This is a genomic window from Phaeacidiphilus oryzae TH49, assembly GCF_000744815.1.
GTDB lineage: Bacteria > Actinomycetota > Actinomycetes > Streptomycetales > Streptomycetaceae > Phaeacidiphilus > Phaeacidiphilus oryzae.
In genome coordinates this window covers 373893-389582 of record NZ_JQMQ01000004.1, presented here as the reverse complement: position 1 = coordinate 389582, position 15690 = coordinate 373893, and the positions used below count along the sequence as shown (strand labels likewise).

The window sequence follows — 15690 nt, the reverse complement described above, 5'->3', positions numbered from 1 at the left end:
CCGCTCCTCCCCCGGTCACTCGCCGATGCCGCCGAGCCGGACGTGTCCCTTGAGGAGGTTGCGGGCGATGGTGCGGCGCTGGATCTCGTCGGTGCCCTCAAAGATCCGCAGCAGCCGCAGCTCGCGGTACCAGCGCTCGATCGGCAGCTCCTTGGTGTAGCCCATGCCGCCGTGGATCTGCAGCACCCGGTCCACCACCTGGTTGGCCATCACGGCCCCGTCCAGCTTGGCGAGGGAGGAGGCGTGCCGGGCGTCCAGCCCCTGCTGCACCCGCCAGGCCGCGTACAGGGTCAGCCACTTGGTGGACTCGATGTCGATCGCGGAGTCCGCGATCTGCCACTGGATGGCCTGGTAGTCGGCGATCGGATGGCCCATGGACTGCCGGATCTTGGCGTAGTCGACGGCCATCTGGAGCAGCCGCTCTGCGGAGCCGATCGCGCGGGCCGGGATCATGTACCGGCCCTGGCCGATCCAGCGCATGGCCAGGTTGAAGCCCTGGCCCAGCTCGCCCAGGACGTTGGCCGCCGGCACCCGGACGTCGTCGAAGACCAGCGAGGCCGGTCCCCACTGGCCCATGGTCGGGATGGGCTCGGACTTCCAGCCCATGTCCCGGTCGACCAGGAAGCAGGTCACCCCGCCGTCGGCACCCTTCTCGGGGTCGGTGACCGCGAAGACCATCACGAAGTCGGCCTCGTTGCCGTTGGTGATGAAGGTCTTCTCGCCGTTGATCACCCAGTCCCCGCCGTCCCGGACGGCCCGGGTGCGGATGTTGCGCGCGTCGGAGCCGGCGCCCGGCTCGGTGATGGCGAAGCAGGAGCGGCGCTCGCCCTCGATGGTGGGCAGCAGGTAGCGCTGCTTCTGCTCCTCGTCGCAGCCGTAGAGGATGTTGTCGGCGCTGCCGCCGAAGCTGAACGGCACGAAGGTGCGGCCGGTCTCCATGGCGAGGATCGCGCTCATCACCGCGCCCAGGTTCATCCCGCCGTACTCCTCGGGCGTGTTGACGCCCCAGAAGCCGGCGCCGCGGGCCTTGGCCCGCAGGTCGGCGAGGACGTCCGGCTCCAGCCCCGGGCGGCCGGCGCGCTCGTTGCGCAGCACCTCGGGTTCGAGCGGGACGACCTCGCGGGTGATGAACGTCCGCACGGTGTCGCGGATCTGACGTTCCTCGTCGTTGAGGGAGAAGTCGACCATCGAGGCGGGCCCCCTTGCCAGTTTTAGAATGAAGCTCTAGGAATCAGACTCAGACTGCGGCCCGTCCGGAGCGGTGTCAAGGTGCCGGATTCCAGAATGCCGCTCGGTACACTCCGTGCGAACGGCCCAGCGGCACCCCGGGAGGACCGATGGCGGGCAGGACCGGCAGGACGGGCGGCGCCTGGCAGTGGAGCCGCACCGCGGAGACCCGGCGGGTGCTGCTTGACGCGGCCCGCGAGGTCTTCTGCGAGCAGGGCTTCGCCGAGGCGAGCGTGGCCGAGGTGGTGCGCCGGGCGGGGTCCAGTGTGGGCAGCCTCTACCACCACTTCGGCGGGAAGGCGGAACTCTTCCTCGCCCTGTGGGAGGACCACCAGCAGGCCCTGGAGCACGCCGCCTCGGCGGCCGTGGCCAAGGCCAGGACGGCCGGCGAGGCGGACCCGCTGGCACTCTTCATCCTCGGCGCCCGGGCCTTCCTCGAGGGCTCCTGGCAGCGCCGCGACCTGGCCCGGCTCTTCATGGACGGGGACGGGCCGCCCGGCTTCGAGCTGGTCCGGCGCACCCGGGGGCGGGAATGGGTCCGGCAGAACGCCGTGCTCCTCGGCGTCGGGACCGAGGCGGTCGACCGGATGACGGTCGCCGTGCTGACCACGGTCATCGGCGAGGCGGGCCGGGAGATCGCCACCTCGGCCGGCCGGCGCGAGGCCGACCGGATCGCGGACGCCGCCATCCTCCTCATCCGCCGGCTCGCCCCGGCGGAGGACGACGCGGCACAGGACTGACGGACCGACAGAAGGAGCCGGCGTGGCCCAGACCGAGCAGCAGGACCCGTACTTCACCGTCCGCGACGGCCACGAGCTGATCCCCGCCCCGCACGCCCGCAGCTGGTGGTCCGCGGACATGCTGCACGGCCGGCTGCTCGGCGGCCTGATGGCCCGCGCCATGGAGGCCGGGCACGGCGAGGAGGGGCTGCACTTCACCCGGCTGACCGTGGACCTGTTCCGCAACGCCCCGCTGGAGCCGCTGCGGGTGCGCACCGAGCGGGTGCGGGACGGGCGGCGGATCCGGGTGGTGGACGCGGAGGTGGAGAGCGGCGGCGGGGCGATCGCCCGCGCCTCCGCCGTACTGCTGCGCCGCACCGAGCAGCCGGCCGGGAGGGTGCCGAGCACGCCCCCGTGGGACGCCCCGCCGCCGGAGGAGCTGCCCGGGCCGGCCGGCAGCCTGCTGCCGATCCGGCTCTTCGACGCCGGGAACCGCCCGATCACCCTCTGGCACGAGGCCGGCGACCAGCCGCGCCGGATGTGGCTGCGGGAGGCCCGGCCGCTGGTGGCCGGCGAGTCGCTGAGCCCGTTCGTACGGGCCGCGCTGGCCGCGGACACCGCGAGCCCGCTGGTGCACGCCGGGGAGGACGGGCTGGAGTTCATCAACGCGGACTACACCCTCACCCTCAGCCGGCTGCCGCTCTCCGAGGCGGTGGGGATGGAGTCCGGCGGCCACAGCAGCGAGGACGGCATCGCGGTCGGCTGCTGCACGCTGCACGACGCCACCGGGCCGATCGGCTACTGCGTCACCACGGCGGTCGCCAACCCCCGCTGACTTGGCGGGCCCCAGGCCGTCTCCCGGACCGAACCGGATTCCAGTATTGTCCGCTGCATGCCCGACTCCCCCGCGCCGCCCACCGAGCGGGAGCAGCTGCGGTACGCCTGGCGGGCGCTGTCCGTGGTCGGCCTGGCCAGCATCCTCACCGCACTGGGCAGCAGCTCGCTGAACGTCGCACTGCCCGACGTGGTACGGCACTTCCACGCCGGAGCCGCGGCCGCGGACTGGATGCTGCTCTCCTTCATGCTGGCCAACACCGTGCTGATGGTGGTCTTCGGCCGGCTCGCGGACCTGTTCGGCCGGCGGGCGCTGTACCTCTGGGGCCTCGCCACCTACACCGGGACCAGCATGCTCCTCGGCTTCGCCCCCGGCGCCTGGTGGGTGGTCGGGCTGCGGGTGGTGCAGGCGGCCGGCGGGGCGATGCTGCTGACCAACAGCGCGGCACTGCTCACCGACGCCTTCCCGCGCCGGCATCTGGGCCGCGGGATGGGGATCTACATCGCCTCCTTCTCGGTCGCCCAGCTGGTCGGGCCGACGCTGGGCGGCTTCCTCACCCACCGGTTCGGCTGGCAGTGGGTGTTCTGGTTCAACGTCCCGGTCGGCGTCCTCGCCCTGCTCTGGGGAGCGGTGGTGCTGCGCCGCACCGGCGGCACCGGTCGGCAGCGCGGGATCGATCTGCCGGGGAACCTGCTGGTGCTGGCCTCGCTCGGCGGCCTGCTCTTCGGCCTGACCCAGGTCGGGGAGCGCGGCTGGAGCGACCCGGTGGTCCTGGTCGGGCTGGGGCTCTTCGCGGCACTGCTGCCGGTCTTCGCCGTGGTGGAGCGGCGTACCGCGCATCCGGTGGTGGACGTCCGGCTGTTCGCCGACCGGACCTTCGGGTTCGGCCTGCTGGCGGCGTTCCTGAACGCGGCGGCGCGGATGGCCGTACTGCTGCTGGTCGCGCTCTTCTACCAGGCCGCCCACGGCCAGGACCCGGTCTCCGCCGGGGTGCGGGTGCTGCCGGTCCCGGTGGCCGCGATGACCGCCTCGGCCTGCTCGGGGCCGCTGGCGGCGCGGCTGGGGGCGCGGCGGGTGGCGGCGCTGGGCAGCGCGGCCGCGACCCTCGGCCTGGTCCTGCTGCTGCTCTTCCTCACCCCCGGGTCCGGCTATCCGCCGGTGGGCCTGGCACTGGTGGTGCTGGGCGCCGGTTCCGGCCTCTTCATGCCGGCCAACACCACCGGCATGCTGGACGGGCTGCCGCCGGACCGGGTCGGCATCGTCAACGCGATGCGGCTGATGGTGCAGAACACCGGGGTGGTGGTGAGCAACGCGCTGGCGCTCTCGCTGGTCACCAGCCTGCTGCCGGTGGCGCTGCGCGCGCAGGTGTTCGCCGGCACACTGTCCCGGCTCTCCCCCGCCGCGGTCGGCCGGCTGACCGACGGCTACCGCCTCACCCTCGGCGTGCTGACCGCGATCGCGGTGCTCGGACTGCTGGCCTGCCTGCCGGACCGGGCGGGCGCGGGCGCCCCGGCCGCGGTCAGTCCACCGTCTGCAGGGGCTGCCGCGCCTCGGCCGCCGGCGCCCGCCCCCGGTTCGGCCGCCATGGGCCGCGGAAGAGGAACACCGCGGGCACGAAGGCGGCCAGGCACACCACGCCGATGAACATCCAGCCGTCCCAGCCGATCGCCGACACCGCGCGCGGGACGACGAAGAGCACCACCACCGCCATCCCCTTGGACAGTCCGCCGAAGAGCCCCCAGGCACTGCCCTGCAGCCGCGGGTCGATGTCCTCCGCGTCCTCGGAGAAGTTCGCCATCCACGGGCTGTAGGCGAGGGCGAGGGCGCCGCCCAGCAGTGCACCGGTGACCATCAGCTGGAGGTGGGACACCCGGCCGGGGTCGTGGAGGAGCGAGGCCAGGTACCCGGCGATCCCCAGCCCGAGGACGGTGCCGATCACACAGAGCGGTTTGCGCAGCTGGAGCCGGTCCGACAGCCGTCCGACCACCACCAGCACGATCAGGTCCAGGGACCAGAAGGCGGACATGATGGCGGAGGCGGTCGCCGCCGAGAGGTGGAAGCCCTCGGCCAGCATGGTCTGCCCGAGCAGCGACAGCGTCAGGTAGATCACCAGCCACAGCGCGATGCCGACCACATGCGCCCAGACGTTGCGGTGCCGGAACAGCTCGCGGAAGCGCGCCGGCCGCTCCTGGTCGGCGGTGGCGATGGCGTGCTGCTCGGTCTGCCGGATGCGGGCCCGCAGCTCCGGCGAGAGGTCGGCGATGTTGAACGCGATGACGACGCTGACGACCAGGGAGAAGACGCCCATGATGACGAACTGCGAGCGCCAGGAGTCGTCGAACAACGGCAGGGTGGCCCCGGCGATCGCGGCGGCCAGGAAGTTGGCCCCGACCGGCCCCCAGGTCCAGAAGCCGAAGGCCTGGGCGCGGCCCAGCCGGGGCGAGAAGTCGCGGACCAGTGGGGCCGTCCCGGCCATCGCCATCCCGTCCACGACGGCCAGCACGATGCGGGCCAGCAGCAGCTGGGTGGGGCTGTGCACCAGCACCATCAGGAAGCAGCACAGCGCGGTGCAGCCCATCAGCGGGACCAGCAGCCGGGCCCGGCCGAGGTTGTCGACCAGCCGTCCGCCGACCACCGAGGCCACCGCGCCGGCCAGCACTCCGGTGGCCGAGACCAGTCCGTAGGTGGCCAGCGTCATGTGGAGGTCGGTCAGCATCAGCGGGACGACCGGGGCGATGACGCCCTCGTAGGAGCCGATCAGGATGGCGAGGACGGCCATCGCCAGAATGCGCATCCGGCGGCCGCCGGTCGGATACTCGTGCAGTTCTCGGACCCGGAGCAGTCCCATGGCCTCGACTCCTCTTTGAGTCAGTGCGGGCGTGGTGCGGGAGTGGTGCGGGAGTGGCACGGGGGGCGGAAATCCTAGAATTCTGTTCAGTCATGAGACCGGCGGCGCCAGGGGCTGTCAATACATCGAGCCGATACCGCCGGGTCACCTCCCGGCCCTCGCGGCCCCCTTGACACCGGCCCCGCACGGACCAAGGCTCTTTCCGGAACAGCGTTCTAGAAGTCACCGAACTCAGGGGCGGTACGCGGATGGGTCGCTTGGACGGACGGGTGGCGCTGGTGACCGGGGCCAGCAGGGGGATCGGCACGGCGATCGCGGCGCGCTTCGCCGCCGAGGGCGCGGCGGTGGCGGTGAGCGCCCGTACCGTGGAGCCGGTGGCCGGGCGGCTGCCCGGGACGCTGGGCGAGACGGTGCGCTGCATCCGCGCGGCAGGCGGCACGGCGGAGGCGTTCCCCGCGGACCTGTCCCGCCCCGAGGAGCGGGAGGCGCTCGCGGCCGGGGTGCGGGAGCGGCTGGGCCCGGTCGACGTCCTGGTCAACAACGCGGCCGTGACCTTCTTCTCGCCGGTCCGGGAGTTCACTGCCCGCCGCGCGGCGCTGATGTTCGAGGTGCAGGTCCACGCGCCGATGCAGCTGGCGCAGCTGGTGGTGCCGGAGATGGCGGAGCGCGGACGGGGCTGGATCCTGAACGTCTCCTCCGGGGCGGCCCGCCACCCGGCGCTGCCGCCGACGGCGTTCGCCAGGCGCGGTGGAACGGTCTACGGGATGTGCAAGGCCGCGCTGGAGCGCTTCAGCACCGGGCTGGCCGCCGAGCTGTACGAGGACGGGATCGCCGTCAACGCCCTCGCCCCGAACCGGGTGGTGCCCACCCCGGGGACGGTCTTCCACCACCTCACCACGATGGACGACCCGGACGCCGAGCCGCCCGCGGTGATGGCCGAGGCCGCGCTCGCGCTGTGCTGCGCCCCGGTCGCCGAGCGGCCCGAGCTCTCCGGTCGGATCGCTTACTCCCAGGACCTGCTGACCGAGCTGGGCCTTGCCGTGCCCGCTTCTTGACACTGCGTCAGCCGCTGGGAAATGCTGATTTCAGAGGGACATTCTAATTTTGGAACGGCGGTGGCACCGTGGCCGACATGTCGGCGGAGAAGGTCGCCCAGGTCGAGGAGTCCGATCTCGGCGGGATCCGGGACGTGGACATCGACGACGTCCTGGACTACGTGCACAAGGACCTCAAGAGACTGCCGGACTACGAGGACCTCTACCGCCGCTATCTGCGGCAGCGCTGGGACGTCTACGAGATCGACTTCGGCCCCGACGTCCGGGACTGGAACGAGCGGATGACGCCGGAGGAGCGGGAGGCCTTCATCGCCGTCTCCTCCGGGTTCCACCACGGCGAGCGCCAGGTGGAGGTGGAGCTGCCGGTCTTCATGCTGGGCGGCAGCGAGGAGTCCAAGATCTTCATGTCCAGCCAGATCGAGGACGAGGCCCGGCACACGGTCTTCTTCGACCGCTTCTACCGCGAGGTGGTCGGACTCCCCGGCGAGAGCGTGCAGGACGTGCTGGACAACTCGTTCCAGTACGTCTCGGAGACCTTCGTCGGCCCCTTCGGCCTCCTCGCTTACCAGGCCGACGACCTGCGCGCGGACCCCGAGGACGAGGCGGCCCGGGTGCGCTACGCCACCACCTACTTCCTGTGGATCGAGGGCGTGCTGGCGCTCTCGGTCATGAAGATCACCCTCAGTTACTGCCGCAACCGCGGCCTCCTGCCCGGCTACTACGCCGGTTTCACCGCCACCTGCCGGGACGAGGCCCGGCACGTCCAGGCGGGGATGCGCTACCTGCGGGACGCCGTGCGGCAGGACCCGCGGCTGCTCACCCAGATCCACGACACCCTGCGCACCATCCTCTTCATCAACGGCGCGACCAGCCGCCGCCTCGCCCTGGACGCGCTGGGCTGGACCCCTGAGGAGGTGCGGCAGCTGATGATCCGCCAGCTCACCATGAAGCTCTCCGACGTCGGCATCGGGCTGCCGCCGGACCTCCAGGAGATGATCGCCGCCCTGGAACCCGAGATCGCCGGAGGCTGACCGATGCCCGCCCCCCTCTTCAGCAAGGAGTGGGCCGCCGCGGTCCGCGAGGCCGTCGACCGGCGGCCCGACGAGGAACTGCGCGCCACCAAGCTCCCGATGTACTGGGACTGGATCGAGGCCGTCCGCTCCCGCTACACCGCCTCCTGGGCGCTCGGCGTCCACGACCTGCCCGGCGGGCCCCGCTATCTGCGGCTCGACTGGACCGACGGCGCCTGCACGGACGCGGCGATCGTCGGCCCCGACGAACCGCTCACCGCCACCTACCTCCTGACGGCCGATCAGCAGACCTGGCGGGAGCTGCTGGCCGGAGCCGACCCCGGGAAGACCGTGATGTACCGGCGGCTGCGCCTCCAGGAGGGCGATGTGCTGGCCTTCTTCCGCGGGATCTACTTCTTCGTGGAGGCGGTGGCGGCGCTGGCGCGGGTGCCGGCGGGGGCGGTGGAGCTTCACTGGGCGCCGTAGGCGCGAGTCAGGGGCGCGGGGAACTGCGCGGCCCGCCGCTTACGGTCCGCGCTCGGCAGCGGAGTTCGGGTGGCAACCCGGTGTCCGTTGCCGAGTGCGGCACCGTAGTGGGCTGGGCGCGCAGTTCCCTGCGCCCCTTACTCGCGCCTACGGCGCTGCGCAGGGGACGCGGGATCACGCCGCACCACCTCCAGCAGGCCGTTGGTGGCGTCCAGGCGCAGCCAGTCGCCGGTGGCGATCGCCGCCACCGGGTCGCGGTCCAGGTCGCTCAGCGCCGGGGTGCGGGTGACCACGGCGCCCAGCGCGGCCTTGGTGGTGGTCACGGTGAAGACCATGCCGAGCGGGGCGGTGCCGAGCAGCCGGGTGGTCTGGAAGAACCCTGACCACCCCGAGGAGCCCTTGGCGCCGGGGAAGACCAGGATCCTCCCGGTGAAGCAGACGCCGAAGAGCTCGTGCCGGCGCTCGATGACGGTGCCGGTGGCCGGGTCGATCCCGCCCCAGCCGGAGATCGTCTCGTGCGAGACCAGCGCCTCGCCCTCGACGCAGCCGGGGACGACGGTGCGGCCGCGGAGGACCAGTCGCTCTGCGGAGGCGGTCACCGCAGGTCTCCCTTCCAGCGGCCGGTGACGGCCGCGTCGACGCAGTCCTGGAGCGAGCCGAACCAGGCCTCGATGCCGAGGATGGCCGGCAGGTAGTGCGCCTGCTTGGCCGAGTCGGTGGCGAAGACCCTGGTGCCGGGCGGCGCCGTACGGGACATCGCCGGGCAGGAGTCGGCGAGGATCCGGCCGCCGGCCGCCTCGATCACGGCGGTGTAGCCGCTGCGGTCGGCCACCTCCTTCAGCGCCCTCGGCGCCATGATCCAGAGCTGGGTGCCGGAGTTCAGCCGCCTGCCCTCCAGCGCCCGGGCGGCGGCCCGGATCTGGTCCACCGAGGCGTGCGGGCAGCCGAGGAGGACGAAGTCCACGTCGGTGCTGCGGCCCTGGTCGTTGAGGGTCTCGTAGGCGGCCCGGCGCTCGGCGGCGCCGAAGTGCAGCGCCTCGGGCAGGCGGCGGCCGCCGCCCGGCCCGAACGCGGCCTCGGTGTCCGGGGCCTCCGGGGTGATCCCGGGGAGGTGGTAGAGCTCCACCCCGCCGGAGGAGGCGGCCGCCGCGCCGAAGTGCTTGAGGTCGACCAGGTCGGGGTGGGCGAACTCGCCGACCACCACCGGCCGGCCCTCCTGGACCAGGTCGCCGACGTGGTAGCCGAGCAGCCCCCAGTCCATGAAGTCCCTGACCGGGCCGTCCACCTGGACCAGGTGGGTGCCGTAGCGGTGCTCGGTCAGATGGTTGCCCCAGCAGGGGATCCGACCGGTGAGGCTCGCCGCTCCGGTCGAGGCGCCGCCCTCGCAGTTGGTGCGGGCGCCGAGCACCGAGTTGGCGTAGATCACCGCGGAGGACTCCATCCAGGCCACATGCTCCCCCCGCACCGGCAGGTTGCCGACCTGGTACGGCGTGCAGGTGGCCAGGATGTTGACGCCGCGGCGGCCGTAGAAGGCCTCGGCGTCGGTCTGCAGTTCCACGAACTCCCGCGGGTAGGGGGCGACGCCCACCGAGTCCGGGCCGAAGCCGTGCTGCAACTGGCAGGTCGGCACCCGCATCTCGGGAACGTCCACCACCTCGTCGGAGTCCAGGCTGATCACCGAGAAGGCCTTGTTCCAGCCGCCCTCGGCGACCAGCCTGGCCTTGGCCGGGGAGGGCTGGGTGGTGGTGCCGGCCACGTTCCGGGTCTCGCAGAGCCGTTCGGCGCCCAGCGCCTCCCCGTAGCGGACCAGCAGGTCCATCGCGGCGGCGACGGCCGGGCCCTCGGCGCCGTCCCGCATCGCCTTCTCCTCGTCGGTGAGGTGGAGGGTCATCGAAGGGCTCCCTTCGCCGGTTCCGCGGCCGCCGCCGGTGCCGCCGCCGGGGCGCCGGCGGGGCCGCTGGTCTCCGGGCCACGCCGGACGGCGGCGAACATCAGCAGCCCGCCGAAGGCGATCAGCACCACGGGGGCGGCCTGATAGGGCATCAGGTGGCCGAGCCAGAGCAGCCAGAAGCTGTAGAGGCCGGGCAGGATCAGGCCGAACATATAGCCGATGCCGTAGCCGCTGGCCCGGACCGAGGCCGGGAAGCGCTCGTTGAGATAGGCGAGGATGACGCCGAGCGGCGCGGACGGGATCACCTTCGCGACCACGTAGATCACGCCGATCAGCCAGCTCGGCGCCCCGGCGTGCGCCGCCACCCCGAGCAGCAGGAACGAGGCGGAGACCAGCACCGCGGTGAGCAGCGCCCAGAACATCAGCACCCGGCGCCGTCCGGCCCGCTGGCCCCACGCGGCCACCAGCACGATGGCCACGCAGGTGAGGGCGGCCGAGACCAGCTCCAGGGTGGTCTCCAACCGCGGCTTCTGGCCGAGCACCTGCACCAGCAGGGTGGGCAGGAAGGAGACCGACATCTGCGCGGAGAACCAGTAGCCGCAGGTGAACAGGAAGACCCCGGCGATCAGGCCGCGATGCTCGGTGAACAGCTCGGCCACCGGCTGGCGCCGGCCGCGGGCCCGCCGCTCGGCGTAGACGCTCTCGTCCTCGACGACTCCCCGGTACTGCCAGAGGTAGACCAGGCCGAGGAGGAAGCCGATCAGGAACGGCAGCCGCCAGCCCCAGTGGAGGAAGCCCCCGTCGGGGAGGGTGTCCAGGAGGACCAGCAGCAGCGCGTTGATGACCAGGAAGGCGCCGGGCGCGCCGGCCCCGATCAGTCCCCCGACGCGGCCCCGGCCCCGCTCCCCCGCCTGCTCCAGCGCGAGCGGGATGGGGGCCGCGTAGCCGCCGGCCAGGAAGATCCCGCTGACCAGGCGGAGCAGCGCGAAGACGACCACGGCTCCGTAACCCCAGGCGCCGTAGCCGGGCAGCAGGCCCATCAGCAGGGTGGCGACGGTGAAGCCCCAGCCGCTGATCAGGGTGGTGCGGCGGCGGCCGATCCGGTCGGAGACGTTCCCGAAGATCACGCTGCCGATCGGCCGGGCCAGCAGGCCGATGGTGAAGAGGAGGGTGGTGAGGGTGGCCCGGGTCGCGGCGGGCAGCCCGTCGGGCATGAAGTAGCCCATCGCGGCCGGGAGGACGAGGGCCGGGAGGTAGACGTCGAAGCTGTCGACGAACATCGAGAAGACGCCGCCGCGGGCCGAGCGTCCGGCGTCGGCCTCGGTGGGCGCGCTCGCGGGTCTGCTGGGGGAGAGCGTCATCGCTCGTCTCCTGGTGGTGAGGTGGGAGGGGTGGGATCGCCGGGGGCCGGTCAGGAGCCCGGGCGCAGGACGGCGCCGTCCGCGAGCGGCTGGACGGTACGGCGGTAGACCGAGAGCCAGCCGCGCTCCCCGTACTCCGGCAGGGTGGGCCGCTCGGCCCTGCGGCGCTCCAGTTCGGCGGGCTCGACGTCCAGTTCGCAGCCGCGCCCGGGCACGTCGACGCGAATCCGGTCGCCGTCCCTGACCAGTGCGAGGGGTCCGCCGTCCGCGGCCTCCGGGCGCACCTCCCCCACCACGATGCCGCGGTTGACCAGACCGGAGAGCTGACCGTCCGTCACCACCGCCACCCGGCCGGTGAGTCCGGCCCGGTCCAGGGCGAAGACGATCTGCGAGGCCATCCCCATCCCGGGGCGCCCGCGCGGGCCCAGGCCGCGCAGCACCACCACGTCCCCGGCGCCGATCGCCCCGGCGGCCAGCGCGGCCACCGCGTCCTCCTGGCGCTCGAAGCAGCGGGCCGGGCCGCTGAAGCCGGTCGGGCGCTCGTGGTCGACGGAGAGCTTGACGATCCCGCCCAGCGGGCAGAGGCTGCCGCGCAGGATGACGATCAGCGGCTCGCGGGAGAACGGCCGGTCGGCGGGGCGGATCACCTCGGCGTGGGCGTCGGCCTCGGTGTCGGTGTCGCGGTCGGTGGCCGGGTCGGTGGCCTCCGCGCCCGCGAGGTTCTCCCCCACGATGTGGCCGCTGACGGTCGGTGCGTCCAGGTCGAGCAGCCCGTCCAGCGCCGCCAGTCGGCGCATCACCGCGCGGGCGCCGCCCGCCGCGTCGAACTGCTCGATGGTGTGCGGTCCGTTGGGGCGTACCGCGGAGAGGAGCGGGGTGACGGCACCGTACTCGGCGAACAGCCCGAGGACGTCGAGGTCGACCTCGGCCTCGGCGGCCACCGCCTGGAGGTGCTTGACGGTGTTGATCGAGGCGCCCACCGACAGCGCCACCCGCACCGCGTTGCGGAACGCGGCGGCGGTCAGCACGGCACGCGGCCGCACGTCCTCGCGGACCAGCTCGACGATCCGGGCGGCCGCCCGGTCCGCCTCCCGCCACATGGCCGGGGAGTCGGCGGCAACCGGGGTGCTGCCGGGCAGCGCCATGCCCAGCGCCTCGGCGACGATGTGCATCGAGTTGGCGGTGCCCATCCCCGCGCAGACGCCGGGGCCGCGCACGGCGTCCTCGCTCATCTCGGTGAGCTCGGCGGTGAGTTCGGCACCGGGGGTGCCGCAGGCATGGAGGAAGACGTCCTCGATGTCGCAGTGCTCGCCCCGGTAGCTGCCGCTGGGCTGGTAGCCGCAGGCGAGGAGGAGGGTGGGGATGTCCAGCCGGCCCGCGGCCATCAGCTGGCCGGGGGCCGTCTTGTCGCAGCTGGCCAGGCAGATCATGCCGTCCAGCTGGGCGCCCTCCACCCCCACCTCGATGTCGTTCACGATCAGGTCGCGGGCGGAGAGGATGTAGCCGCCGCCGTGGCCCGCGGAGTGGATGAAGTCGCTGGGCGCGGTGGTGCGCACCTCGAAGGGCAGGCCGCCGGCCGCCCGGACGCCCTCCTTGACCCTGGCCGCCACGCCGTCCAGATGGCTGAAGCAGACGGCCAGTTCGGAGGAGGTGTTCACCACCGCGATCTTGGGCTTGAGCATGTCCTCGTCGCTGAGGCCGAGCGCCCGCCACTGGGACCTGCGGGTGGCCCAGCGGACGGAGCCGGGCGGGTAGTTGCTGCGCAGCATCGATGCTCCTCGGTCGTCCATCGGTCGTCCTCGGTCCTCCTCGGTCGTCCTCAGTCGTCCAGATTGGCGGTGAGCCGGGCGGCCAGCGCCGAGTGGTCGATCCGGTGGAGGCTCTCCTTCGCCTCGGCGGCCAGGTCCAGCGCGTGGGCGGCGGCGAAGCCCATCGCCGCGCACGGGCCCATCACCCGGACGCTGGAGAGCGCCGCCGCGTCCCCGTCCACGCAGCGCCCGGCCGCCAGCAGGTTGTCCGCCTCGGCGGGGAGCATGCTGCGCAGCGGCACGTAGTGGAGGTGGTCGGGGCCGAAGGTCTCCCAGACGTAGCCCTGCTCGGTGTCGTGGAGCTCGATCGGCCAGGCGGTCCTGGCGACCGCGTCCGGGAAGCGGGTCCCGGCCCGTACCTCGTCCACGGTCAGCTGGTGGACGGCCTGCATCCAGCGGGTCTGCCGGCGGCCGGGGAAGCCGTAGCTGCGCACCCGGGCCGAGCCGAAGGCGGCGGGGAACTCGGTGCGCAGGAACTCCACCACCCGGTCGGCCTGCCGCTTGCCCTCGATCTGGGCGCGGGTGGCGGCGAGCGGTTCGAGCGGGGCCTCGATATGCGTCATGTTGAGGACGGCGGTGCCCCGGCGAGGGAAGTAGAAGGCCAGTCCGTCGCGCCGGCGCAGCCCGTACTCCTGGGCCTTCTCCCGGACCCGGGCGGTCAGTTCCTCGATCTCCGGCCGGCCCTCCTCGGCCACCCGCTCGACCACCAGCTGCTGGGAGCCGTAGATCTCGCGGTCCGGGAGCCGGCAGGGCAGTCCGGCCTCCCAGGCGAGGGCGGCGTCGCCGGTGGCGTCCACGAAGCCGGTGGCGGAGACCTCCACAGAGCCGTAGCGGGTGGCGAAGCGCACCGAGTCGAGGCGTTCGCCGTCCCGGTCCACGGCCGTGATCACGGCTCCGGTCAGGGCCTCCACACCGCTGTCGTGGACGGCGTTCTCCACCCACCGGCCGAGCGCCACCTCGTCATAGCCGACGGTGGTGGTGTGGGTGCGCCGGTAGAAGAGGTCGCCGGTGGCTTCGAGGTCGCGGAACATGTCGTCGAAGATGCCGTGGGTGAGCCGGCGGTGCCGCGGGGCGTTGCCGTAGACCCCGCAGAAGAGGCCGATCAGCGAGTTGACCATCTGTCCGCCGAGCACCGGCAGCGAGTCCACCAGGACGACTCTGCGTCCGAGGGCGGCGGACTCCAGGGCGGCGGAGAGGCCGGCGATGCCGGCGCCGACGACGCAGACGTCGGCGGTGATCCGATGGGCCGCGGCCGCCGAGGCTCCGCCGGAGCGGGCGGCCTCGCGGCGGACGGTGTGGACCGGGAGGTCGGTGAGTGGATGGGGCATGCGCCACAAGCTAGGGAGCGGCCTGGTGGCCGGGGAAGAGTCCGGCTGATAGACAAACCACCTGCCAGCCCATCAATCACATTGATAGTCGCAGCTCAGAGCTGCTTCCCCAGCGAGACCAGGAGGTCCTTCAGCCAGCGGTGGCCCTGGTCGGCGTCATGGTCGCCGTGCCACCACAGGCGCTCCGACACCGGCTCGGGCTCCCCCGGGCAGGGCAGCACCGCGAGCCCGAGCGCCGGGGCGAACCGCCTGGCCAGCCGCTCCTGGAGGAGCGCCACCCGGTCGGTGCCGGCCACCAGGTACGGCACCGCGAGATAGCTCTCCACCCGGGTGCGGATCTCCGGTTCGATGCCGAACAGGGCGAGTTGGCGGCCCATCGGCGCGGAGCTGCTCAGCCCGCGGTCCGGCTGGTAGGGCGCGACCCAGTGCATCGCGGCCAGCCGCGCAAGGGTCAACTCCCCCTGCGCGGCGACCGGATTGGCCGCGTCCACCACGCATACCCAGCGGTCGGTGAAGAGCTCCTCCGAGCGCACCCCCGGGAGCTCGTACCGGCCGGCCGGCGGGCTGACGATGCCGTCGATGAAGCGGATGGTGCGGGCCGCGTCGGCGGTGAAGGCCTCCCGGACCATCCGGATGTGGAGGTCCACCCCGGGGGCCTCGGCGGCGACCGCCGCGGAGAGCCGCCGGCCGAGGACGGCGATCGTGTAGTCCGCCATCAGCAGGGTGAACTCCCGCCGCGAGGTGGCCGGGTCGAACCGGTTGTCCGTGTCGAAGAGCCGCTCGATCTCCGCGTACACCGTCTCGACCTGCTCGGCGAGCTGCATGGCCAGCGGGGAGAGGGTGTAGCCGCTGCCGCCGCGCACCAGCAGCTCGTCGTCGAAGTGCCGGCGCAGCCGGGCCAGCGCGGCGGAGGCCGCGGGCTGGGTGACGCCGATCCGGGCGGCGGCCCTGGTCACGTTCCGCTCCCGGATCAGCTCCCGCAGGGCGACCAGCAGATTGAGATCCAGATTCGCCAGATGAACCACCGAGTGCCGCGCCATCCCTGGACGATATGCCCTCCGGCCCGGCGGCGGCGCCGACCCCGGCCGCGGTCCTCGCCGGGCCTGGGCGGCTTCGCCGGGC

The 15690-nt window shown here is 72.9% G+C and carries 13 protein-coding genes and 1 pseudogene; 6 read left to right on the top strand and 8 right to left on the bottom strand.

Annotated features, from left to right (window positions below; translation table 11 throughout):
- Window positions 1-15 precede the first annotated feature (15 nt).
- Window positions 16-1188 carry an acyl-CoA dehydrogenase family protein gene (locus BS73_RS01975; RefSeq protein WP_037568736.1) on the bottom strand — a complete coding sequence of 391 codons (1173 nt, stop codon included), beginning with the start codon at window positions 1186-1188 and terminating at the stop codon, window positions 16-18.
- 149 nt (window positions 1189-1337) lie between these two features.
- On the opposite strand from BS73_RS01975, the gene BS73_RS01970 reads away from it, so the two are divergent.
- The 3 genes and pseudogenes from BS73_RS01970 to BS73_RS35740 form a co-directional block, all read left to right on the top strand.
- Entirely contained in the window at window positions 1338-1967 is a 630-nt protein-coding gene (locus BS73_RS01970; RefSeq protein WP_037568735.1) for a TetR/AcrR family transcriptional regulator, read from the top strand.
- Between the two features lie 22 nt (window positions 1968-1989).
- Complete coding sequence (locus BS73_RS01965; RefSeq protein WP_037568734.1) at window positions 1990-2781, top strand: thioesterase family protein; 792 nt, start codon at window positions 1990-1992, stop codon at window positions 2779-2781.
- A gap of 57 nt (window positions 2782-2838) precedes the next feature.
- A pseudogene (locus BS73_RS35740) lies at window positions 2839-4245 on the top strand (MFS transporter); the annotation flags it as partial.
- A gap of 55 nt (window positions 4246-4300) precedes the next feature.
- Here BS73_RS35740 and BS73_RS39080 read toward each other — a convergent pair.
- Window positions 4301-5629 carry an MFS transporter gene (locus BS73_RS39080; RefSeq protein WP_037568733.1) on the bottom strand — a complete coding sequence of 443 codons (1329 nt, stop codon included), beginning with the start codon at window positions 5627-5629 and terminating at the stop codon, window positions 4301-4303.
- Between the two features lie 248 nt (window positions 5630-5877).
- Between BS73_RS39080 and BS73_RS01950 the strand changes: the two genes are divergently transcribed.
- The 3 genes from BS73_RS01950 to BS73_RS01940 all read left to right on the top strand — a co-directional run bounded on the left by BS73_RS01950 (window position 5878) and on the right by BS73_RS01940 (window position 8180).
- Window positions 5878-6684, top strand: a complete 807-nt coding sequence (locus BS73_RS01950) for an SDR family NAD(P)-dependent oxidoreductase (RefSeq protein WP_037568731.1) — start codon at window positions 5878-5880, stop codon at window positions 6682-6684.
- A gap of 77 nt (window positions 6685-6761) precedes the next feature.
- Window positions 6762-7715 carry a ribonucleotide-diphosphate reductase subunit beta gene (locus tag BS73_RS01945; protein ID WP_084703767.1) on the top strand — a complete coding sequence of 318 codons (954 nt, stop codon included), beginning with the start codon at window positions 6762-6764 and terminating at the stop codon, window positions 7713-7715.
- A 3-nt stretch (window positions 7716-7718) separates the two neighbouring features.
- Entirely contained in the window at window positions 7719-8180 is a 462-nt protein-coding gene (locus BS73_RS01940) for a hypothetical protein (protein ID WP_037568727.1), read from the top strand.
- Window positions 8181-8317: 137 nt separating this feature from the next.
- Here the strand turns inward: BS73_RS01940 and BS73_RS01935 are convergent, their stop codons facing one another.
- The 6 genes from BS73_RS01935 to BS73_RS01910 form a co-directional block, all read right to left on the bottom strand.
- Window positions 8318-8779 (bottom strand): aconitase X swivel domain-containing protein, encoded by a 462-nt coding sequence (locus tag BS73_RS01935; protein ID WP_037568726.1) that lies wholly within the window; start codon window positions 8777-8779, stop codon window positions 8318-8320.
- Window positions 8776-10071 carry an aconitase X gene (locus BS73_RS01930; RefSeq protein WP_037568724.1) on the bottom strand — a complete coding sequence of 432 codons (1296 nt, stop codon included), beginning with the start codon at window positions 10069-10071 and terminating at the stop codon, window positions 8776-8778. Before BS73_RS01930 ends, BS73_RS01935 begins: the two co-directional genes overlap by 4 nt.
- On the bottom strand, window positions 10068-11432 hold the full coding sequence (locus BS73_RS01925; protein WP_051939083.1) for an MFS transporter: 1365 nt from the start codon (window positions 11430-11432) through the stop codon (window positions 10068-10070). The genes BS73_RS01930 and BS73_RS01925 overlap by 4 nt, the downstream gene beginning before the upstream one ends.
- Before the next feature lie 50 nt (window positions 11433-11482).
- Entirely contained in the window at window positions 11483-13201 is a 1719-nt protein-coding gene (locus BS73_RS01920) for a dihydroxy-acid dehydratase (RefSeq protein WP_152617477.1), read from the bottom strand.
- Between the two features lie 50 nt (window positions 13202-13251).
- On the bottom strand, window positions 13252-14568 hold the full coding sequence (locus tag BS73_RS01915; RefSeq protein ID WP_037568721.1) for an FAD-dependent oxidoreductase: 1317 nt from the start codon (window positions 14566-14568) through the stop codon (window positions 13252-13254).
- A 95-nt stretch (window positions 14569-14663) separates the two neighbouring features.
- Window positions 14664-15608 (bottom strand): LysR family transcriptional regulator, encoded by a 945-nt coding sequence (locus tag BS73_RS01910; RefSeq protein ID WP_037568719.1) that lies wholly within the window; start codon window positions 15606-15608, stop codon window positions 14664-14666.
- Window positions 15609-15690: the final 82 nt, after the last annotated feature.